This window comes from Salmonella sp. SJTUF14076 (assembly GCF_015534835.1).
GTDB classification, from domain to species: Bacteria; Pseudomonadota; Gammaproteobacteria; order Enterobacterales; family Enterobacteriaceae; genus Salmonella; species Salmonella enterica.
Window position 1 is genome coordinate 4,642,014 of sequence record NZ_CP064674.1, and the last position, 21,995, is coordinate 4,664,008.

Sequence of the window (21,995 nt, forward strand, 5' to 3'; positions counted from 1 at the left end):
TTACTTGGTTAAGTTTGGCCGGTTCTCACGTTGCCTGCGCAGGCGACGCTTCACACGCTTAATAAATCTCGCCACCTTCCAGGCCCGCTTAATGCAGTAGCCATAGAGGAAGAATGCTAGCAAAAAGAGCACCAACATAACCCATTCAGGAACAAAATGAGAGTATTCTGCCGTTACGCCTACTCCCGCCAGAATCGCCGCTGCGAGCGTAATAAGAACAAATGCCTGGCGGGAAGTAAACCCTGCTCGCATAACCAAATGATGAATATGTTGGCGATCAGGGGAAAAGGGGCTCATCCCTTTACGCAGACGGCGATACATAATCGCCACCATATCCATCAATGGAATAGCGATAATCCATAGCGCGGTAACCGGGCTGATAGAGTGAGTTTTCCCCTGCGTCGTTTCCAGTAAAAGCCAGATGACGGTAAAGCCAATCAGTGTACTACCGGCATCGCCCATAAAGACTTTATAACGCCGCCCCAAAATACCGAGATTAAGCATAATGTAAGGCAGAATCGCGGCGATCATGGCAAAGCACCACATTGCCAGACTAGTCTGACCATCAAACCATAAAATCAGCCCCATCGCCGCAAATGAGACGCTGGATAACCCACCCAGCAGGCCGTCAATACCGTCCACCATATTGAAAGCGTTGATCGCCGCCCATACCGCAAACAGAGTAAGGAAATAGCCAAAGGGGCCAAGCACTAACTCCCAAGGCCCAAAGATGTAACCAAGGCTACCTAAGTGAAGTTTTGCGATAACCATCATTACAACCGCAATAACAGCCTGAACCACAGCACGAATTTTTACACTGATATCAAAACGGTCATCCATCGCACCAACAAAAACCAATACACCAGCGCAAATAAGATATAGCGATAAGTGCGGTATGTAGTAATCCGAGAGGCCAAACATAAAGCAGATTCCTGCAAACACAGAAATCCCGCCGACTAATGGGATAACGCCCTGATGTCGTTTACGAAAGTTTGGTTTATCCACTAAACCAATTTTTATGGCTACTTTTCGCGCAAGAAAAATAAAAATGGTCGTGAATAAAAAAATACTGATTAGCTCAGATAAAGCGGTGAGTAACTTCACAGTGTATGTGCTCTCAGCATATATCATTTCCTTAAAGTATAATGCGTTACGCCAGCTCCTAGAAGAGACCTGTTAGAACATTACACTTTTTACCGCAAACAATGTGTATTGTGCATGGTGTTACTCTGTAGCGCATATCCCGATGACCAGTTTATATGACATGACGCCAGGATGAATCGCAAAACAAAAACGCCACGTAAAAACGTGGCGTTTTCAGGTAAAGACCAGGTTATGAGCGCTTCATCATCTCGAAAAAGTCGTCATTAGTTTTGGTCATCGCCAGTTTGTTAATGAGGAATTCCATCGCGTCAATTTCACCCATCGGATGGATGATTTTACGCAGGATCCACATTTTCTGCAGCTCTTCCTGAGTGGTGAGCAGCTCTTCTTTACGGGTACCGGAACGGTTGTAGTCGATAGCCGGGAAGACACGTTTTTCAGCGATCTTACGCGAGAGATGCAGCTCCATGTTACCGGTGCCTTTAAACTCTTCGTAGATAACTTCGTCCATCTTGGAACCGGTATCGATTAGCGCCGTCGCGATGATAGTCAGGCTACCGCCCTCTTCCACGTTACGCGCCGCGCCGAAGAAACGCTTCGGACGATGCAGGGCGTTAGCGTCCACACCACCGGTCAGTACTTTACCGGAAGCCGGCACCACGGTGTTGTAGGCACGCGCCAGACGGGTGATGGAGTCGAGCAGGATGATAACGTCTTTCTTGTGTTCAACCAGACGTTTCGCCTTCTCGATAACCATTTCGGCAACCTGAACGTGGCGGGATGCCGGTTCGTCAAAGGTAGACGCAACCACTTCGCCTTTCACCAGACGCTGCATCTCGGTCACTTCTTCCGGACGTTCGTCAATCAGCAGCACCATCAGCACGCAGTCTGGGTGGTTATACGCGATGCTCTGCGCGATGTTCTGCAGCAGCATGGTTTTACCCGCTTTCGGCGGCGCGACAATCAGACCGCGCTGGCCGCGACCGATCGGCGAAGCCAGATCCAGAACGCGCGCCGTTAAGTCTTCGGTAGAACCGTTACCACGCTCCATACGCAGACGAGAGTTTGCGTGCAGCGGGGTTAAGTTCTCAAAGAGGATTTTGTTACGGGCGTTTTCCGGTTTGTCGTAGTTAACTTCGTTAACTTTCAACAGCGCAAAATAGCGTTCACCTTCTTTCGGCGGGCGAATCTTACCAGAAATGGTATCACCAGTGCGGAGGTTGAAACGGCGGATTTGGCTGGGGGAAACGTAGATATCATCAGGACCGGCGAGGTAGGAGCTGTCTGCAGAACGGAGGAAACCAAATCCATCCTGCAATATCTCCAGCACACCGTCGCCAAAGATATCTTCGCCACTCTTTGCGTGCTGCTTCAGGATGGCAAAAATAATGTCCTGCTTGCGCATACGGGCCAGGTTTTCCAGCCCCATACTTTCGCCGAGAGTGATCAGCTCAGAAACCGGCGTATTCTTTAATTCGGTAAGATTCATAATGGTGTGAGTTCTTAAACTTGGGGTAAATCTCGAACTTAATGTTGTGAATGGTATGGCAGGGTCATCCATGCCTGTTTACGGCTATCAACTCATGTCTGTTCGCTGTCTGGTCACAGGAAAGTACGCAGAACTGAAACGACAAGACGGAATGAGCGAAGAGCCAGGAATCTTTCCACTTCTCGTGCGAGAAAAAACGGGAAGTGACGGATAAAACCAGATTCAAACTTAATAAGGTATGTTTAATTCGAAGTCAATACTAACTTAGCACGACTCAGACCGGGCGTCCAGAGATCCTGACAATTTAAGAATAACGTAAGGACAACAGACGCCACGAAACTGCCTGATACCTTAATCATTCGTCGAATGACAGACGCCTGACCATACAGCGCCTTTGTCATTCGACGTATAAAAGGTATTACGCCAGATTGGCGTCGAGAAACTCTTTCAACTGACCTTTAGACAGTGCGCCTACTTTGGTTGCCGCCACTTCGCCGTTTTTAAACAGCAGCAGAGTCGGAATACCGCGGATGCCATATTTAGGCGCAGTACCTGGGTTCTGGTCAATGTTCAGTTTGGCAACGGTCAATTTGCCCTGATATTCGTCAGCGATTTCATCCAGAATCGGAGCGATCATTTTACACGGCCCGCACCACTCTGCCCAGAAATCAACGAGGATAGCCCCGTCCGCTTTGAGTACATCCGTGTCAAAACTGTCGTCAGTCAGGTGAATAATTTTATCGCTCATATATAACTCCACAGGAATAAGCCTGGCGTGTTGGTGTAGCATTAACCAACGAGGTGCTGATGTTAACTTCGCCAACAAAGGTTGACTTTATTTCACCGGATACGCTTTCGTAAAGCAATAGTAAGCTGATATTCTACCACACTATGAGCAAAACACATTTAACAGAACAGAAGTTTTCCGACTTCGCCCTGCACCCACAGGTGGTTGAAGCCCTTGAAAAAAAAGGGTTTTATAATTGTACGCCCATTCAGGCACTGGCCCTTCCGCTAACGCTGGCGGGTCGTGACGTTGCAGGGCAGGCGCAAACCGGTACCGGGAAAACGATGGCGTTTCTGACGTCAACGTTTCATTATTTACTTTCTCATCCCGCGATCGACGATCGCAAGGTGAACCAGCCGCGCGCGCTGATCATGGCGCCGACGCGTGAATTAGCCGTACAAATTCACGCAGACGCGGAGCCGTTGGCGCAAGCGACAGGCTTAAAATTAGGCCTGGCTTACGGCGGCGATGGTTACGACAAGCAGCTTAAGGTGCTGGAAAGCGGCGTTGATATTCTTATTGGTACGACGGGCCGACTGATCGACTACGCCAAACAAAATCACATTAACCTCGGCGCCATTCAGGTCGTCGTACTCGATGAAGCCGATCGCATGTACGATTTGGGCTTTATTAAAGATATCCGCTGGCTGTTCCGTCGTATGCCGCCGGCTGCGCAGCGTCTGAACATGTTGTTCTCCGCCACCCTGTCTTATCGGGTTCGCGAACTGGCGTTTGAACAGATGAACAACGCCGAATATGTTGAAGTGGAACCGGAGCAAAAGACCGGCCACCGCATTAAAGAAGAGCTTTTCTACCCCTCTAATGAAGAGAAAATGCGTTTACTGCAAACGCTGATCGAAGAAGAGTGGCCGGATCGCGCCATTATTTTCGCCAACACCAAGCATCGTTGCGAAGATATCTGGGGACATCTGGCGGCAGATGGCCATCGTGTTGGTCTGCTGACCGGCGACGTCGCGCAGAAAAAGCGCCTGCGGATTCTGGATGAGTTCACCCGCGGCGATCTGGATATTCTTGTGGCGACCGATGTCGCGGCGCGCGGGTTGCATATCCCCGCCGTAACGCACGTCTTTAACTACGATCTGCCAGACGATTGTGAAGACTATGTTCACCGTATCGGTCGTACCGGTCGCGCTGGCGCCAGCGGACATTCCATCAGCCTGGCTTGCGAAGAGTATGCGCTGAATCTGCCCGCTATTGAGAGCTATATCGGCCACTCGATTCCGGTCAGCAAATACAATCCGGAAGCGCTCATGAACGATCTGCCCAAGCCGTTGCGCCTGACGCGTGCGCGTCCTGGCAATGGTCCGCGCCGCGCTGGCGCTCCGCGTAATCGTCGTCGTTCAGGTTAAGAAAAGTTATGCCATACACAAAATCATTTAGCCTGTATCAAGGCGGCAAGAAAACAAATCCCGATGAGCTTAGGAAGAGTACGCAGCCAACACGGATACAGGTTGAAGGATGAAGTGTATGAATTCCACCTCGTTGTATGCCGCCATTGATCTCGGTTCCAATAGTTTTCATATGCTGGTCGTGCGCGAGGCGGCGGGAAGCATCCAGACGCTGACCCGAATAAAACGCAAGGTGCGTCTGGCCGCGGGTCTGAACAACGACAACCACCTTTCAGCCGAAGCGATGGAACGCGGCTGGCAATGCCTGCGCCTGTTTGCTGAACGTTTGCAGGATATCCCGCAGCCGCAAATCCGCGTGGTTGCCACCGCAACATTGCGTCTCGCCGTCAATGCGGGTGAATTTATCGCGAAAGCGCAGACTATCCTTGGTTGTCCGGTGCAGGTTATCAGCGGCGAAGAAGAGGCGCGGCTGATTTATCAGGGAGTCGCTCATACCACCGGCGGCGCAGATCAGCGACTGGTGGTGGATATCGGCGGCGCCAGCACTGAACTGGTTACCGGCACTGGCGCGCAAACCACGTCGCTGTTTAGCCTGTCGATGGGCTGCGTAACGTGGCTTGAACGCTATTTTAGCGATCGTAATCTGGCGCAAGAAAACTTTGATGATGCGGAGAAGGCCGCGCGCGATGTACTGCGTCCGGTCGCCGATGAACTGCGTTTTCATGGCTGGAAGGTCTGCGTGGGTGCCTCCGGCACCGTACAGGCATTGCAGGAAATCATGATGGCGCAGGGGATGGACGAGCGCATTACGCTCGCCAAACTGCAGCAGCTAAAACAACGCGCGATACAGTGCGGGCGTCTGGAAGAGCTGGAAATCGAAGGCCTGACGCTGGAGCGCGCGCTGGTTTTCCCAAGCGGGCTGGCTATTCTGATCGCGATATTTACCGAGCTGAACATCCAGAGCATGACGCTGGCAGGCGGCGCGTTACGCGAAGGGCTGGTGTATGGGATGTTGCATCTGGCGGTAGATCAGGATATCCGCAGCCGCACGCTGCGAAACATTCAGCGTCGGTTTATCGTCGATACCGATCAGGCAAATCGTGTGGCGAAGCTGGCAGATAACTTCCTCAAACAGGTAGAAAATGCCTGGCATATTGAACCTATCAGTCGTGAACTGTTGCTTAGCGCTTGCCAATTGCATGAGATCGGTCTGAGCGTTGATTTTAAACAGGCGCCCTATCATGCCGCCTATTTAGTACGCCATTTGGATCTGCCTGGCTATACACCCGCGCAGAAAAAATTGCTCGCCACCCTCTTACTGAATCAGACCAATCCGGTCGATCTCTCTTCGCTTCATCAGCAAAACGCGGTACCGCCCCGTGTTGCGGAACAGCTATGCCGTTTGCTGCGACTGGCGATTCTCTTTGCCGGTCGCCGTCGTGACGATCTGGTACCAGAAATTACGCTACAGGCGCTAAATGAAAATCTGACGTTAACCTTGCCTGGCGACTGGCTGGCGCATCACCCGCTGGGTAAAGAGTTGATTGATCAGGAAAGCCAGTGGCAAAGCTATGTACACTGGCCGCTGGACGTTCGCTAACCGTAGTCTGATTGCCGGATGACGCTTCGCTTATCCGGCCTACGATTTCGCTCGCTTTGCCGCCATCATGGCTTTCAGATTAGCCAGGTGACTTTGCCCTTTTTGCATTCGCTCCTCAGCGCTTACCACTTTGCGCTCCTGCTCCCAGATTAAATCATCCTGCGGGAGTTCTAACAGGAAGCGGCTGGGTTCCGGGCGCACCAGTTCCCCATACTGACGGCGCTCTTTACATAATGTAAAGGTGAGCTCTTTCTGCGCGCGAGTGATCCCGACATAGGCCAGCCGACGCTCTTCCTCAATATTATCTTCGTCAATGCTGCTTTGATGCGGCAAAAATCCTTCTTCCATTCCCACCATATAGACATACGGGAATTCCAGTCCTTTCGACGCATGAAGCGTCATCAACTGTACCTGATCCAGCTCTTCTTCGCTCTCGCCGCGCTCCATCATATCGCGCAGCGTAAAGCGTGTAACCACCTGGGTGAGCGTCATCGGCTCATCGAGTTCGTTGCCTTCCAGCATCTCAGTCATCCAGCTAAAGAGCTGGTTAACGTTTTTCATACGCATTTCCGCCGCTTTGGGGCTCGGCGAGGTTTCGTACAACCAGGATTCATAGTCAATACCGTGGATGAGATCGCGCACGGCGGCGACAGGCTCGCGTTCGGCCAGACGCTGGATTTCCCCCAGCCAGTGGGTAAAACGCGTCAATGAATCGTAACCACGTCCGGTCAGCTTCTGGCTAAGCCCCATATCAAAGCTGGCGGTAAACAGGCTTTTATTACGCGTCATTGCCCATTCACCCAGCTTTTGCAGAGTAGCCGGACCGATTTCGCGTTTTGGCGTATTCACGATGCGCAGGAAAGCGCTGTCATCATCCGGGTTGGTCAACACCCGCAGGTAGGCCAGCAGGTCTTTAATCTCCGGACGGGAGAAGAATGAGGTGCCGCCGGAAATTTTGTACGGAATGCGGTTCTGCATGAGGAATTTTTCAAATACCCGCGACTGATGATTCCCGCGATACAGAATGGCGTAATCCTTGTACTGGGTCTTGTTCACAAAGTGATGGGCAATCAGTTCGCCGGTAACGCGCTCAGCTTCATGCTCTTCATTGTTTGCGCTTAACACTTTGAGTTCCGCGCCGTAACCGAGCTCGGAAAAGAGGCGCTTTTCAAAGACGTGCGGATTGTTGGCGATGAGAATATTCGCCGCTTTCAGGATGCGGCCCGAAGAACGATAGTTTTGCTCCAGCTTAATCACCTGCAGCGCCGGAAAATCCTGGCTCAGTAACACCAGGTTTTGCGGACGCGCCCCGCGCCAGGAGTAGATAGACTGATCGTCATCGCCTACGACCGTAAAGCGCGCGCGTTGCCCGACCAGCAGCTTAACCAACTCATACTGGCTGGTGTTAGTATCCTGATATTCATCCACCAGCAGATAACGAATTTTATTCTGCCAGCGCTCGCGCACCTCGTCATTGCGTTGCAACAGCAGCGTCGGCAGCAAAATCAAATCATCAAAATCGAGAACGTTACATGCCTTCATATGGGCGTCGTAAAGCCCGTAGCAGTGGGCAAAAATACGATCGCGTTCGCCTTTCGCCCCCGCCGCTGCCTGTGCAGGCGTTTTGAGATCGTTTTTCCAGTTGGAGATCGTGGAGATCAGCTGTTGCAACAGAACCTTGTCGTCTTCGATCAGGCCTTCGGTCAGCTCTTTGAGCAAGGCGACCTGGTCGGTATCGTCAAACAATGAAAAGTTCGATTTCATCCCCAGCGCAGCGTACTCGCGCTTAATAATATCCAGCCCTAGCGTATGAAAGGTGGAGATCATCAAACCGCGCGCTTCCTTACGGCCGAGCGTCTGCCCGACGCGTTCTTTCATTTCGCGCGCTGCCTTGTTGGTAAACGTCACCGCCGCAATATGCCGGGCCTGATAGCCGCATCCGCGGATCAGGTGGGCGATTTTATTGGTAATTACGCGAGTTTTACCAGAACCCGCTCCTGCCAGCACCAGGCAGGGTCCGGTGACGAATTCGACAGCGTGTTGTTGGCCGGGATTTAAACGCATGGGAATAGTGCTCAATCTTCGAACGGGGGAGGGATTGTAGCAGAAAGCGAGGCCCAGAGAAGACCTGGCTGCCTTTTCAGGCAGCCAGGAAAAGGTCAATCAGCAGGCTCTGGCGGCAAGCGGCGTATAGCCATTACGCTGTGCGCTCTTGATCCAACTGAAAGAACCCATTAGCGCGATCGCCGTCAGCAGAACATACTCAAGCGACATCGCATAAACGCCCTGTACTGCATGATTTCCAACGGGCAGTATTTGAGTAATTCATAGAGCACTGGGTCGCGTACGACCTGGCGTAGCCCTAAAAGCCAGTCGTCTGGAAATTCTGCGTTTTTCATTATGTTCATGGTATCTCGTCCCTTGTCAGAAAGGACAGGACCGCCGTCCCGCACATCCGAAATACGCCCGCTAAAAATGCTGCTTATCTCCCGGTTCATTAAATCAGGCGGGACATCTGTCCTGTAATGGCGAAGAGTATATGTCTGACGGCCTAAGGAGTGATAAAGTGACGGCCAATCTTTGCGACGTGAGAACACAATAATGGCAAAAATGGCAGCAGCACTGCATATCCTTGTAAAAGAAGAGAAACTGGCTTTAGATCTTCTGGAGCAAATTAAAAACGGCGGCGATTTTGAGAAGCTGGCGAAGAAGCATTCTATCTGCCCATCCGGTAAAAAAGGCGGTCATTTAGGCGAATTTCGTCAGGGCCAGATGGTTCCGGCATTCGATAAAGTAGTCTTTTCCTGCCCGGTACTGGAGCCAACCGGCCCATTGCACACCCAGTTCGGTTATCACATCATTAAGGTGTTGTATCGCAAATAAAAAGCCGGGTGGCGGCTACGCCTTACCCGGCCTACATCGTCAACTTGATTTTGTAGGTCGGGTAAGCGCTAGCGCCACCCGACAAGGTATATCAACCCGCTACCGCAATACGCTTCATATCCGTCATATAGCCGCGCAGTTTCTTACCTACCTGCTCAATCGCATGACTACGAATCGCATCGTTCACGTCGCGAAGCTGTGCGTTGTCTACCGCGCCTTCCGGGATAGCACTACCCAGATCGCCCGGTTGCAATTCCGCCATAAACGGTTTCAGCAGCGGTACGCAGGCGTAAGAGAACAGGTAGTTACCGTATTCTGCGGTATCGGAGATAACCACGTTCATTTCATACAGACGCTTACGGGCGATGGTGTTCGCGATCAGCGGCAGTTCGTGCAATGATTCGTAGTAAGCGGATTCTTCGATGATGCCGGAATCGACCATGGTTTCGAACGCCAGCTCAACGCCCGCTTTCACCATCGCGATCATCAGCACGCCTTTATCGAAGTACTCCTGCTCGCCGATTTTACCTTCAAACTGCGGCGCGGTTTCGAACGCGGTTTTACCGGTCTCTTCACGCCAGGTCAGCAGTTTCTTATCGTCGTTGGCCCAGTCAGCCATCATGCCGGAAGAGAATTCGCCAGAGATGATGTCATCCATGTGTTTCTGGAACAACGGCGCCATGATCTCTTTCAGCTGTTCGGACAGCGCGTAAGCACGCAGTTTCGCCGGGTTAGACAGACGGTCCATCATCAGGGTGATGCCGCCCTGCTTCAGCGCTTCGGTAATGGTTTCCCAGCCGAACTGAATCAGTTTTTCGGCGTATGCCGGGTCGGTGCCTTCTGCCACCAGCTTGTCGAAACACAGCAGAGAACCGGCCTGCAGCATACCGCACAGAATAGTCTGCTCGCCCATCAGGTCAGATTTCACTTCTGCAACGAAAGAAGATTCCAGTACGCCCGCACGGTGACCGCCGGTGGCCGCCGCCCAGGCTTTAGCAATCGCCATGCCTTCGCCTTTCGGATCGTTTTCCGGGTGAACGGCGATCAGCGTAGGAACACCAAAACCACGTTTGTACTCTTCACGCACTTCGGTACCCGGGCACTTCGGCGCCACCATCACCACGGTGATGTCTTTACGGATCTGCTCGCCCACTTCCACGATGTTGAAGCCGTGTGAATAGCCCAGCGCCGCGCCGTCTTTCATCAGCGGCTGTACGGAGCGCACCACGTCGGAGTGCTGTTTGTCCGGCGTCAGGTTAACTACCAGGTCAGCCTGCGGGATCAGCTCTTCGTAGGTGCCTACTTTGAAGCCGTTCTCGGTCGCTTTACGCCAGGAAGCACGCTTCTCAGCAATGGCTTCTTTACGCAGGGCGTAGGAAATATCCAGACCGGAGTCACGCATGTTCAGGCCCTGGTTCAGACCCTGAGCGCCACAGCCGACGATGACCACTTTTTTACCCTGAAGGTAGCTCGCGCCGTCGGCGAATTCGTCGCGGCCCATAAAGCGGCATTTACCCAGCTGTGCCAGCTGCTGGCGCAGATTCAGTGTATTAAAGTAGTTAGCCATGATGGTGTACTCCGTGATGTTGTGTGTCGCGCTTATTGTTCGGTTTACAGATTGCTATCTGTGCGAATGAACCCACATTACAACAGGAAATTTATTGCGGAAATTGATATATTCACAACGTTATGTTGCGGTTTATGCAACGTCAAAAACCGGAGGTCTGTCTGTGGATTTACGCGATCTAAAAACCTTCCTGCATCTGGCGGAAAGCCGCCACTTTGGCCGCAGCGCGCGGGCGATGCACGTCAGCCCCTCCACGCTCTCCCGGCAGATTCAGCGGCTGGAAGAAGATCTCGGCCAGCCGCTGTTTGTGCGCGATAACCGTACGGTCACGCTGACCGAAGCGGGTGAAGAGCTGCGAGTGTTTGCCCAACAGACGCTTTTGCAGTACCAGCAGCTGCGCCATACCCTCGATCAGCAGGGGCCGTCCCTTTCCGGCGAACTCCATATCTTCTGTTCAGTGACCGCGGCATACAGCCACCTGCCGCCAATCCTCGACCGTTTTCGCGCCGAGCATCCCTCGGTGGAAATTAAGCTCACCACCGGCGACGCCGCCGATGCGATGGAAAAAGTAGTCACCGGCGAGGCCGATCTGGCAATCGCCGGCAAACCAGAAACGCTGCCCGGCGCAGTGGCGTTTTCGATGCTGGAAAATCTGGCGGTGGTGCTGATCGCCCCGGCGCTGCCCTGCCCGGTGCGTAATCAGGTTTCGGTTGATAAGCCCGACTGGTCGACGGTGCCGTTTATCATGGCCGACCAGGGGCCGGTACGCCGTCGCATTGAGCTATGGTTCCGCCGGCATAAAATCAGCAATCCGCAAATTTACGCCACCGTCGGCGGTCACGAAGCGATGGTCTCAATGGTGGCGCTGGGCTGCGGCGTGGCGCTGCTGCCGGAAGTGGTGCTGGAAAACAGCCCGGAGCCGGTGCGCAACCGGGTGATGATTTTAGAGCGCAGCGACGAAAAAACGCCGTTTGAGCTTGGCGTCTGTGCGCAAAAAAAGCGGCTGCATGAGCCGCTAATTGATGCGTTCTGGAAAATTGTTCAGGGTTGATAAGGTAATAAAATGCGCACAAAAATAATGCTGTTATCTGCACTGGTAGCGATATGCTTCAGCGTACAGGCTAAACCGACGGGCATTACCGTACAGGATGTTAAGCATCTGGCGTTAAAGCAGTGCCTTGTTGATAACTATCATAAACGCATTCCGCCGGATGCTTTTTATGCTCCAGGCCATGATATGTCGTTTTTAGTTAAAACCTACGCGTTAGATAATGCCGGGAAATGGAAACCATTCCTTAAATTCGTCGCCAAAGAAACAGAAGGCTTTGACCGCTTAACGATGGCGCTTCACCCCGATAGCGCTAAAGACGCTAATAACGTGCTGGAGCGGTGTATGGCATTTTATGAATCGGACAAATTAGATAAATACGTTCGAGAGACAGTGATGAAATAACAAGAGTCGGCTCATGCTCCCAAAAAACAGTAAGACTGCGCGTATCCTTAAGGAGCCCCATGCTGCTATGGGCGGAAATTCAGGCAACTATGTCCGTGCAGAAGTAGAATTTGATTCTACGAAGCGAAAACTCTTACCGATAAAAGGGTATCGACCCGACATTGTCATACCGTCCCTCACGGATGAATATTGGGGCATCACCTTTGTCGAAGGAGAAATTGAACTTTTTGATTTCCCTTTCATTGTTAGCCTGGCTTTCACATTCAATGATGAGCATTATCTCCAGATCAGGGAAAATCAGTTATTTGTTATAATGGAAGGGCCTCACCAGGTAGGTAAAGGGCGATTCCTGGAAATACACTTTATCCCGAAAAATGTTAATACATAACGGCAATCTTTTATAAATCCGCCGGGTTTACCTGCTTCATGGTTTCCACCGTCATCAGCCACTGGTACAGCGGCTCCAACTGTTGGAAACTCTCGGCCAGCCGTGTGACCAGATCGGTATGGAAGAGTTTTTCTACGTCATTATCCGTCACCATCACGGCAAACGTTTTACGCTGATACCAGTCGGATATCGCCGGGTCGAGATCTTTGGCCAGCAGCCGCTTATAGCTTTCCCCCACCAGCTCAAACGGCGGGCTGCAGCATTCGGCAACCTGTAAAAACGCATCAGGCAGCTTCCTCAACGTATGGCGAAACAGATCCATCGTAGATTTGCTGGCGCTGTAGTAACCCAACCCATAGCGTAGGGTATCGGGGCTGATTTCAAAAAAGTAGGCTGGCGCATCGATCCAGTTTTTCGCCGCACGTTTGAAGGTCAGCCACATCCGGCTGCGGTACAGCGATTTGTCGTGCGAGAAACGGGTATCGCGGTGAATACGCGACAGGGTTTTACCGATGGCGGGTCGGGTTTCCAGCAGTGGATCGATTTCCAGCATCGCTGGAGCAAGGTCGTCCACCAGCGCGCGGAATGGAGTCAGAAGGCTTCTTTCGTAGATAAAGCGGTGCTCATCGAACCAGGCTTTGTCGTTCTCAATACAAACCTGCTGAAGAAAATTGAGCCCTTCTTGTGCAAATCCCTGAAAGCGTCCAGCCATCTTTTTGCCCTTACTCATAGCGATCGTCAGTTTATTATCCCACTCCCTGACGCGCCGTCTATGCAGATGACCGGAAGGAGACATTTCTTCCGGTCATCACTATTCCTACCCCGCCAGAAAGAACCGGAACGCCGGGTTATTGCTCTCATCATGGCATTCATAGCCCAGCTCATGCAGCCGGGTTTCGAAATCCGGCTCATGATCGCCTAACTCGAACGCCGCCAGCACGCGGCCATAATCGGTACCGTGGCTGCGGTAATGGAATAGCGAAATATTCCAGTGCGTGCCAAGCGTATGCAGGAATTTGAGCAACGCGCCGGGCGACTCCGGAAATTCGAAACTATACAAACGCTCCTGTAATGGCTTGGAGGGGCGTCCGCCGACCATATAGCGCACATGCAGCTTCGCCATTTCATCGTCGGAGAGATCCACTACGCTATAACCGCCGTCGCACAGTTGGGTGATAATCTCTTTTCGCTCCTCCAGCCCCTGACTGACGCGTACGCCGACAAAAATACAGGCATTTTTCGCGTCGGCAAAACGGTAGTTAAATTCGGTGACCATACGCCCGCCAAGCAACTGGCAAAATTTGAGAAAGCTCCCCTTTTCTTCCGGAATGGTCACCGCCAGTAACGCTTCGCGCTGTTCCCCCAGCTCGCAGCGTTCAGACACATAGCGCAAGCCGTGGAAGTTGACGTTGGCGCCGGAAAGGACGTGCGCCAGGCGTTCGCCGCGAATATTGTGCTGGGCGATATATTTTTTCATCCCCGCCAGCGCCAGCGCGCCGGACGGCTCCGCCACCGCACGCACATCTTCAAACAGATCTTTCATCGCCGCGCAGATAGCGTCGCTATCGACTGTAATAATGTCGTCGAGATATTCCTGGCACAGGCGGAAGGTTTCGTCGCCGATGCGTTTTACCGCCACGCCTTCAGCAAATAACCCAACGCGCGGGAGATCCACTGGATGACCGGCTTCCAACGCCGCTTTCAGGCAGGCGGAATCCTCCGCTTCGACGGCAATCACTTTGATTTGCGGCATCAATTGTTTGATCAGTACCGCTACGCCCGCCGCCAGGCCGCCGCCGCCAACCGGCACAAAGACACGATCGAGATGCGAATCCTGCTGAAGCAGTTCCAGCGCCAGCGTGCCCTGCCCGGCGATCACCATTGGGTGATCAAACGGCGGCACCCAGGTAAACCCCTGCTGCTGCGCCAGTTCAATAGCTTTCGCTTTCGCTTCATCAAAATTAGCGCCGTGCAACAGCACTTCGCCGCCAAAACCGCGTACCGCATCGACTTTAATATCCGCCGTTGCTTTTGGCATGACGATCAGAGACTTCACGCCAAGCCGCGCAGAGGAAAACGCCACGCCCTGTGCATGGTTCCCCGCCGACGCGGTAATCACGCCGTGGGCTTTTTGTTCTTCGGTCAATCCGGCCATCATCGCGTAAGCGCCGCGCAGCTTAAAGCTATGTACCGGCTGCCGGTCTTCGCGTTTGACGAGAATAACGTTATCCAGACGTGACGAGAGCTTTTCCATTTTTTGCAGCGGCGTCACCTGCGCCGCTTCGTATACTGGCGCACGTAGCACCGCGCGCAGATACTCCGCCCCTTCCGGCGCGACTGACAGAGGTTGAGATTCCGCCATCATCAACCTCCCAGTTTCGATTTATCGCGCACCGCGCCTTTATCGGCGCTGGTCGCCAGGCTGGCGTAGGCACGCAGGGCAAACGAAACCTGACGCTGACGATTTTTCGGCGTCCAGGCTTTATCGCCGCGAGCTTCCTGCGCCTCGCGGCGTGCGGCGATTTCAGCCTCGCTCAACTGCAACTGAATGCTGCGGTTCGGGATATCAATCGCAATGGTGTCGCCATCTTCAATCAGCGCAATAGTGCCGCCGCTGGCCGCTTCCGGCGAGACGTGGCCGATGGAAAGACCCGAAGTACCGCCGGAGAAACGCCCATCGGTGATGAGCGCGCAGGCTTTGCCCAGCCCCATCGACTTCAGGAAACTGGTCGGATAGAGCATTTCCTGCATTCCCGGCCCGCCTTTCGGCCCTTCGTAGCGGATTACGACCACATCGCCTTCCACTACTTTGCCGCCGAGAATCGCCTCTACCGCATCGTCCTGGCTTTCGTAAACTTTGGCAGGACCGGTAAATTTAAGGATGCTGTCATCCACGCCCGCGGTTTTTACGATGCAGCCGTTTTCGGCGAAGTTACCATACAGCACCGCCAGACCGCCGTCTTTGCTATAGGCATATTCCAGCGAGCGGATGCAACCCGCTGCGCGGTCGTCATCCAGCGAATCCCAGCGACAATCCTGAGAGAACGCCTGGGTAGTACGGATACCGGCAGGGCCAGCACGGAACATTTTTTTAACCGCTTCGTCCTGCGTAACCGTGATGTCGTACTGTTCCAGCGTTTGCGGCAGCGTCAGGCCTAATACGTTTTTCACGTTGCGGTTCAGCAGCCCGGCGCGATCCAGCTCGCCTAAAATACCCAGCACACCGCCGGCACGGTGAACATCTTCCATATGGTATTTCTGGGTACTTGGCGCCACTTTACACAACTGCGGCACCTTGCGGGACAGCTTGTCGATATCACTCATGGTGAAGTCGATTTCCGCTTCCTGCGCCGCCGCCAGTAGATGCAGAACGGTATTGGTCGAACCGCCCATCGCAATATCCAGCGTCATCGCGTTTTCAAACGCCGCCTTGTTGGCAATGTTTCGTGGCAGTGCGCTTTCGTCATCCTGCTCGTAATAGCGTTTAGTCAGTTCAACAATCCGCTTACCGGCATTGAGGAACAACTGCTTCCGGTCAGCATGGGTCGCCAGCAGCGAGCCGTTGCCCGGCTGCGACAGGCCCAGCGCTTCGGTCAGGCAATTCATGGAGTTAGCGGTGAACATCCCGGAGCAGGAGCCGCAGGTTGGACAGGCGGAGCGTTCAACCTGGTTACTTTGATCGTCAGAGACTTTCGGGTCCGCGCCCTGAATCATGGCATCAACCAGATCCAGCTTGATAATTTTGTCTGAAAGCTTGGTTTTCCCGGCTTCCATCGGTCCGCCGGAGACAAAGATCACCGGAATATTCAGGCGCAGCGAGGCCATGAGCATCCCTGGGGTGATTTTGTCGCAGTTGGAGATACACACCATCGCGTCAGCGCAGTGAGCGTTCACCATGTACTCCACGGAGTCGGCGATCAGCTCGCGCGACGGCAGTGAATAGAGCATACCCCCGTGCCCCATGGCGATCCCGTCATCCACGGCAATAGTGTTGAACTCTTTCGCCACACCGCCGGAAGCTTCAATCTGTTCGGCGACCAGCTTACCGAGATCGCGCAGATGAACGTGACCCGGCACAAACTGAGTGAATGAGTTCACCACGGCGATAATCGGTTTGCCAAAATCACTGTCGGTCATTCCGGTGGCGCGCCACAGCGCGCGGGCACCCGCCATATTACGACCATGGGTGGTGGTGGCGGAACGGTACTTAGGCATGCTTTATTTACTCCCCATCTTTTCCCTTCATACTTCACGCCACAGGTGCGTTGGCTGCCTCACTCACCCCAGTCACTTACGACAGTAAGCCCTGGGGATTCGCTGCGTTGCCGCCTTCCTGTGACGCAAATTATCTTGGGAAAATATTAATTTTATTTATTATGAATTTACCGGATCCAACCAGCCCCATTTATCCTCGGTTTCTCCAGTGAAGAGACCAAAGAAGGCTTGTTGAATACGCTTGGTAACAGGGCCGCAACGGCCTTCACCTACCTGGATACCATCAACGCTGCGTACCGGAGTAATTTCTGCCGCGGTTCCGGACATAAACACTTCGTCGGCCAGATACAGCGATTCACGGGACAGCACCTGCTCACGCACTTCAATACCCAGCTCTTTCGCCAGTTTGATGATCGCGTCGCGAGTAATGCCAGGCAGCGCGGAAGAGGTAAACGGCGGAGTAAACAGCACGCCATCTTTTACCTCAAACAGGTTTTCGCCTGCGCCTTCGGAGATATAGCCGTTTACATCCAGGGCGATGCCTTCCTGATAGCCGTGGCGGCGCGCTTCGCTACCCACCAGCAGTGAGGAAAGATAGTTCCCGCCCGCTTTGGCGGCGGTTGGAATGGTGTTCGGCGCAGCGCGATTCCAGGAAGAAACCATCGCATCGATCCCCTGATCCAGCGCTTCGGCACCCAGGTATGCCCCCCACGGGAACGCGGCGATGATGACGTCAGTGGTGTATCCCGGGGGCGGGTTAACGCCCATACCGACATCGCCGACAAATACCAACGGACGGATATAGGCGCTGGTCAGATTATTTTTACGAATTACGTCGCGGCAGGCTTCCATCAGCTCATCAATGCTCTGGGAAACCGGAAAACGATAAATTTTTGCTGAGTCGCGCAGGCGCTGCATATGTTCACGATGACGAAACACTACCGGGCCTTTGTGAGAGTCGTAGCACCGAATCCCTTCAAATACCGACGTACCGTAGTGCAGCGCGTGAGACATTACGTGAACCTTCGCGTCTTCCCAGCGCACCATCTCGCCATTGAACCAAATGTAATCAGCTTTTTTCGTCGTCATTTTTCTTCCTTTTGCGCTCAGGCGCGGATTTGTTGTGATGTGGCAGCGCTCTGGCAGATTGCGACATGCGCAACATCTACCAGTTTACTTAACTGACTAAACAGTAAGTCGACCGACCGGGGACTGGCAACGGTCAATTCAATATTTATATTCTGCGCATCGGTCGCGGCTTCCATATTCATGGAGCACACCTGAAAACCACGATGGCGCACCACGCGTAAAACACGTTCTAAGGTTTCTGGATTAAAGCGTGCCGATACATTGACCTGATGTTGCATCATGATAATTTCTCCAGCATTTCAGAGTTACTGGCGCCAGGCGGCACCAACGGCCAGACATTTTCAAGTTCGTCGATTGAGACGTGAAGCAGGTACGGCCCTTCGCTTGCCAACATCGTGTCGAGTGCCGCTTCAACCTGGTCTTTACGAGTAATGTGCTGGCCTGGAATGCCGAAGGCGCTGGCCAGCATGAGGAAATCGGGGTTATCGGTCAGGGTGGTTTCGCTATATCGCTCCTGGAAAAACAGTTGCTGCCATTGTCGAACCATCCCTAACCGCTGGTTGTCGAGTAAGACTATCTTCAACGGTAACTGCTTGCGTTTTACGGTGCCCAACTCCTGAACATTCATCATGAAGGAGCCGTCACCGGAGATACAGATAACGGTATCATTCGGTCGCGCTACCTGTGCGCCAACGGCCGCCGGTAAGCCGAATCCCATCGTCCCCAGACCGCTGGAAGTGATGAAGTTCTCCGGGCGGGTGTAAGTCATATGCTGGGCTGACCACATCTGATGCTGCCCAACATCCGTCGTCACCACACTGTCTGCGGGTTTGCGTTCCGACAATTGCTTCAACAACAACGGCGCATAGATAGTCTCGCCAGGATGGTCATAGCGCCAGGCGTGTTCTGCGCGCAGCTCTGCACAGAACTGACGCCATGCGTCGATCTTCAGCGGTTGCTGTAATGTCGGCAACAGCGAATTTAAATCGCCCTGCAACGCGACGTGTGCCTGACGCAGTTTGTTCATTTCCGCCGGGTCGATATCCATATGGATTACGCTGGCGTTCGGCGCAAACGTATTCAGCTTACCGGTCACCCGGTCATCAAAACGTGCACCCACTGCGATCAGTAAATCACACTCTTGCACCGCGAAATTAGCCGCTTTAGTACCGTGCATTCCCAGCATGCCCAGATAGTACGGATAATCAGCTTCAACAGCCCCCAGCCCTTTCAGCGTGCAGGTAACTGGCATTTGCGTTACCGCGATAAATTTACGCAGCGCCGGAACCGCCTGCGCCATACCAACACCACCGCCGACGTACAGCATGGGTTTTTTCGCCTGTTCCAGCATCTGGCGCGCCTGTTCAACATCAGCCTGCGGGAAGGTCGCTTCGTTAGCAACGGTAGTAAACCAGGGTTCCAGCTCACCGCTGGCCAACTGGATATCTTTCGGGATATCCACCAGAACCGGGCCAGGACGGCCAGCGTTGGCGACTTCAAAAGCCTCTGCCATGATGCGCGGCAACTCTTCCAGCGACTGCACCAGAAAACTGTGTTTGGTACAGGCCAGCGACAGGCCTAACACATCCACCTCCTGGAACGCATCGGTGCCGATGAACGGGGCGGAAACCTGACCCGTGATCGCGACGACGGGGACCGAATCTAACAACGCATCCGCCAGGCCAGTGATCAGGTTAGTGGCGCCAGGGCCGGAAGTGGCGATACAAACACCGGTTTTGCCGGTAGAACGGGCATAACCGATTGCCGCCATTGCGGCACCCTGCTCGTGTCGGCACAACAAATGCTCCACACCACCGTCATACAACGCGTCGTAAACCGGCATAATTGCGCCGCCAGGATAACCAAATACGGTTTTCACCCCCTGCGCTCGCAAAGCATGTACCACCCACTGTGCCCCGTTCATAGTTACATCCCCGTCGTAAATCTTGAGAAACAGAATTTTATGCTGTTATTCACGCTCTGCTCCTCGCTTAAGTTTTTCAGGCCAAAAAAAACCCCCGGACCTTTCGGTGCGGGGGTCTTAGTTCGTTAAGGCTTGATTTCTAAGCCTTTCCTCGTCCAAGTGCAGCCCCGCACGGTGGGATAATAATCACCACCACGCTAATCACGACCAGGCTAATCACTCGTAGAAGGGCTGTCATTTTTGTCTATTCTTGCATCTTGTTCGAAGGAATACCTAAAGAGTTACCATAGGTTTTGCCAATAGCACAAGATATTTTTTTAACCACGTTTCAGATAATGCAGGTGAATGCCTAAAAGGGCTTTGTTTTTTATAAGAAAAATTAGCAACTGAAAAATTTTCACGTTTTCCTCCCCCTTTTGGCGCACTCTACACCCTGTTTTCCTTCTTTTCGCTTCTGCGAGCGTTCTCCCAGTTTGATGTTTCTTACCTGAAAATGACGCCAAAATTCAGGAATCAGCCGCTAAAAAACAAAAAGTCAGTAATTCGATTTTCTCTTCTATTCCGCATAATCCACGTAACAGGAGGGATTATGTCACTGGCGATTGTTCATACTCGCGCCGCACTTGGCGTCAATGCGCCGCCTATCACTATAGAGGTGCATATCAGTAATGGATTACCGGGATTAACCATGGTTGGCCTACCGGAAACCACGGTAAAAGAGGCGCGTGACCGGGTACGTAGTGCGATTATTAATAGCGGATATGAATTTCCGGCTAAAAAAATAACCATTAACCTTGCTCCAGCCGATCTACCGAAAGAGGGCGGAAGGTATGACCTGCCTATTGCTGTTGCGCTTCTGGCCGCGTCTGAGCAGCTTACAGCGTCGAATCTTGAGGCATATGAGCTGGTGGGTGAGTTAGCGCTTACAGGCGCATTACGTGGCGTTCCTGGCGCAATATCAAGCGCAACGGAAGCCATCAGGGCCGGCAGAAATATTATCGTCGCAACAGAGAACGCGGCGGAGGTTGGGCTTATCAGCAAAGAAGGATGTTTTATCGCCGATCATCTACAAACCGTCTGCGCCTTTCTGGAAGGGAAACACGCCCTGGAAAGACCTTTAGCTCAGGATATGGCATCGCCTACCGCAACTGCCGATCTTCGCGATGTGATCGGTCAGGAGCAGGGTAAACGCGGCCTGGAGATTACAGCGGCAGGTGGCCATAATCTGCTATTGATCGGCCCGCCGGGTACGGGTAAAACCATGCTGGCCAGTCGACTGAGCGGGATTCTTCCACCATTAAGCAATGAAGAGGCGTTGGAAAGCGCCGCGATCCTCAGTCTGGTTAATGCCGATACGGTACAAAAACGATGGCAGCAACGCCCCTTTCGCTCACCTCATCATAGCGCCTCACTTACTGCTATGGTCGGCGGCGGCGCAATACCCGCCCCGGGAGAGATATCGCTGGCGCACAACGGAATTTTGTTCCTTGATGAATTGCCTGAATTTGAACGACGCACACTGGATGCGCTACGTGAACCTATAGAATCCGGTCAAATTCATTTATCCCGTACCAGAGCGAAAATAACGTACCCTGCCAGGTTCCAGTTAATCGCCGCAATGAATCCCAGCCCGACCGGACATTATCAGGGAAACCATAATCGCTGCACGCCAGAACAGACACTACGTTACCTGAATAGATTGTCAGGCCCGTTTCTTGATCGTTTTGACCTTTCGCTTGAGATACCGCTTCCTCCGCCCGGGATTCTTAGCCAACACGCCTCAAAGGGTGAGAGCAGCGCTACGGTAAAAAAGCGGGTCATCGCCGCCCATGAACGGCAGTACCGACGGCAGAAGAAGTTAAACGCGCGTCTGGAGGGTCGCGAAATCCAAAAATACTGTGTTTTGCATCACGATGACGCCCGCTGGCTTGAAGACACGCTGGTGCATCTAGGATTATCCATTCGCGCCTGGCAGCGTTTACTAAAAGTGGCCAGAACCATTGCCGACATAGAACTGGCTGACCAGATCTCGCGTCAGCATTTGCAGGAGGCGGTAAGCTATCGGGCGATAGACAGGTTGTTAATTCATTTGCAAAAGCTGCTGGCGTAAAAAAAGGGCATTACGC

At 53.0% G+C, this 21,995-nt stretch carries 21 protein-coding genes and 2 pseudogenes; 7 read left to right on the top strand and 16 right to left on the bottom strand.

The window, feature by feature from the left end:
* From wecA to trxA, 4 genes are all read right to left on the bottom strand, one after another.
* Entirely contained in the window at positions 1-1,104 is a 1,104-nt protein-coding gene (gene wecA, locus HU143_RS22270; RefSeq protein WP_000771937.1) for a UDP-N-acetylglucosamine--undecaprenyl-phosphate N-acetylglucosaminephosphotransferase, read from the bottom strand.
* Between the two features lie 229 nt (positions 1,105-1,333).
* Positions 1,334-2,593 (bottom strand): transcription termination factor Rho, encoded by a 1,260-nt coding sequence (gene rho, locus HU143_RS22275; RefSeq protein WP_001054532.1) that lies wholly within the window; start codon positions 2,591-2,593, stop codon positions 1,334-1,336.
* Positions 2,594-2,680: 87 nt separating this feature from the next.
* Complete coding sequence (locus HU143_RS24690; protein ID WP_134820045.1) at positions 2,681-2,764, bottom strand: rho operon leader peptide; 84 nt, start codon at positions 2,762-2,764, stop codon at positions 2,681-2,683.
* A gap of 247 nt (positions 2,765-3,011) precedes the next feature.
* Positions 3,012-3,341 carry a thioredoxin TrxA gene (gene trxA / locus HU143_RS22285; RefSeq protein ID WP_001280776.1) on the bottom strand — a complete coding sequence of 110 codons (330 nt, stop codon included), beginning with the start codon at positions 3,339-3,341 and terminating at the stop codon, positions 3,012-3,014.
* 143 nt (positions 3,342-3,484) lie between these two features.
* On the opposite strand from trxA, the gene rhlB reads away from it, so the two are divergent.
* Both rhlB and gppA read left to right on the top strand, forming a co-directional pair.
* Positions 3,485-4,750: an ATP-dependent RNA helicase RhlB gene (gene rhlB / locus HU143_RS22290; RefSeq protein WP_000047524.1), complete on the top strand. Its 1,266-nt coding sequence runs from the start codon at positions 3,485-3,487 to the stop codon at positions 4,748-4,750.
* A gap of 118 nt (positions 4,751-4,868) precedes the next feature.
* Positions 4,869-6,350 carry a guanosine-5'-triphosphate,3'-diphosphate diphosphatase gene (gppA, locus tag HU143_RS22295; RefSeq protein WP_001089447.1) on the top strand — a complete coding sequence of 494 codons (1,482 nt, stop codon included), beginning with the start codon at positions 4,869-4,871 and terminating at the stop codon, positions 6,348-6,350.
* A gap of 39 nt (positions 6,351-6,389) precedes the next feature.
* Here gppA and rep read toward each other — a convergent pair whose 3' ends face one another.
* The 3 genes and pseudogenes from rep to HU143_RS24775 form a co-directional block, all read right to left on the bottom strand.
* The gene (gene rep, locus HU143_RS22300; protein WP_001238842.1) at positions 6,390-8,414 is read right to left on the bottom strand and encodes a DNA helicase Rep; all 2,025 of its coding nucleotides are present in this window, start codon (positions 8,412-8,414) and stop codon (positions 6,390-6,392) included.
* Between the two features lie 99 nt (positions 8,415-8,513).
* A pseudogene (locus tag HU143_RS22305) lies at positions 8,514-8,651 on the bottom strand (nicotinamide riboside transporter PnuC); the annotation flags it as partial.
* Positions 8,603-8,758 (bottom strand): annotated as a pseudogene (locus tag HU143_RS24775) (Crp/Fnr family transcriptional regulator); the annotation flags it as partial. The pseudogenes HU143_RS24775 and HU143_RS22305, both read right to left, overlap by 49 nt.
* A 193-nt stretch (positions 8,759-8,951) precedes the next feature.
* Here HU143_RS24775 and ppiC point away from each other — a divergent pair.
* A complete protein-coding gene (gene ppiC / locus HU143_RS22310; protein ID WP_001096806.1) occupies positions 8,952-9,233 on the top strand; it encodes a peptidylprolyl isomerase PpiC in 282 nt (93 codons plus the stop codon).
* Between the two features lie 91 nt (positions 9,234-9,324).
* On the opposite strand, the gene ilvC is transcribed toward ppiC, so the two are convergent.
* The gene (gene ilvC, locus HU143_RS22315) at positions 9,325-10,800 is read right to left on the bottom strand and encodes a ketol-acid reductoisomerase (RefSeq protein WP_000024943.1); all 1,476 of its coding nucleotides are present in this window, start codon (positions 10,798-10,800) and stop codon (positions 9,325-9,327) included.
* A gap of 163 nt (positions 10,801-10,963) precedes the next feature.
* On the opposite strand from ilvC, the gene ilvY reads away from it, so the two are divergent.
* From ilvY to HU143_RS22330, 3 genes are read left to right on the top strand one after another with little or no spacing between them, the layout of a single operon-like run.
* Positions 10,964-11,851 (top strand): HTH-type transcriptional activator IlvY, encoded by an 888-nt coding sequence (ilvY, locus tag HU143_RS22320; RefSeq protein WP_000365799.1) that lies wholly within the window; start codon positions 10,964-10,966, stop codon positions 11,849-11,851.
* A 12-nt stretch (positions 11,852-11,863) separates the two neighbouring features.
* Positions 11,864-12,253, top strand: a complete 390-nt coding sequence (locus tag HU143_RS22325) for a hypothetical protein (protein WP_001259309.1) — start codon at positions 11,864-11,866, stop codon at positions 12,251-12,253.
* Between the two features lie 13 nt (positions 12,254-12,266).
* Entirely contained in the window at positions 12,267-12,641 is a 375-nt protein-coding gene (locus HU143_RS22330; RefSeq protein WP_000937045.1) for a hypothetical protein, read from the top strand.
* A 10-nt stretch (positions 12,642-12,651) separates the two neighbouring features.
* On the opposite strand, the gene HU143_RS22335 is transcribed toward HU143_RS22330, so the two are convergent.
* The 8 genes from HU143_RS22335 to ilvL form a co-directional block, all read right to left on the bottom strand.
* The gene (locus tag HU143_RS22335; protein WP_024148165.1) at positions 12,652-13,353 is read right to left on the bottom strand and encodes a DUF2461 domain-containing protein; all 702 of its coding nucleotides are present in this window, start codon (positions 13,351-13,353) and stop codon (positions 12,652-12,654) included.
* Positions 13,354-13,458: 105 nt separating this feature from the next.
* Entirely contained in the window at positions 13,459-15,003 is a 1,545-nt protein-coding gene (gene ilvA, locus HU143_RS22340; RefSeq protein WP_001518457.1) for a threonine ammonia-lyase, biosynthetic, read from the bottom strand.
* Between the two features lie 2 nt (positions 15,004-15,005).
* Positions 15,006-16,856 (bottom strand): dihydroxy-acid dehydratase, encoded by a 1,851-nt coding sequence (ilvD, locus tag HU143_RS22345; RefSeq protein ID WP_023195008.1) that lies wholly within the window; start codon positions 16,854-16,856, stop codon positions 15,006-15,008.
* Between the two features lie 159 nt (positions 16,857-17,015).
* On the bottom strand, positions 17,016-17,945 hold the full coding sequence (gene ilvE, locus HU143_RS22350; RefSeq protein ID WP_000208528.1) for a branched-chain-amino-acid transaminase: 930 nt from the start codon (positions 17,943-17,945) through the stop codon (positions 17,016-17,018).
* Positions 17,946-17,962: 17 nt separating this feature from the next.
* Positions 17,963-18,226 carry an acetolactate synthase 2 small subunit gene (gene ilvM / locus HU143_RS22355; protein ID WP_000983260.1) on the bottom strand — a complete coding sequence of 88 codons (264 nt, stop codon included), beginning with the start codon at positions 18,224-18,226 and terminating at the stop codon, positions 17,963-17,965.
* Positions 18,223-19,869, bottom strand: a complete 1,647-nt coding sequence (ilvG, locus tag HU143_RS22360; protein WP_023226830.1) for an acetolactate synthase 2 catalytic subunit — start codon at positions 19,867-19,869, stop codon at positions 18,223-18,225. Before ilvG ends, ilvM begins: the two co-directional genes overlap by 4 nt.
* Before the next feature lie 2 nt (positions 19,870-19,871).
* Positions 19,872-19,922 carry a peptide IlvX gene (gene ilvX, locus HU143_RS22365; RefSeq protein WP_192930503.1) on the bottom strand — a complete coding sequence of 17 codons (51 nt, stop codon included), beginning with the start codon at positions 19,920-19,922 and terminating at the stop codon, positions 19,872-19,874.
* Positions 19,923-20,008: 86 nt separating this feature from the next.
* The gene (ilvL, locus tag HU143_RS22370) at positions 20,009-20,107 is read right to left on the bottom strand and encodes an ilv operon leader peptide (RefSeq protein WP_001311244.1); all 99 of its coding nucleotides are present in this window, start codon (positions 20,105-20,107) and stop codon (positions 20,009-20,011) included.
* 351 nt (positions 20,108-20,458) lie between these two features.
* Between ilvL and HU143_RS22375 the strand changes: the two genes are divergently transcribed.
* On the top strand, positions 20,459-21,979 hold the full coding sequence (locus HU143_RS22375) for a YifB family Mg chelatase-like AAA ATPase (RefSeq protein ID WP_000050215.1): 1,521 nt from the start codon (positions 20,459-20,461) through the stop codon (positions 21,977-21,979).
* The last annotated feature ends 16 nt before the right edge of the window (positions 21,980-21,995 follow it).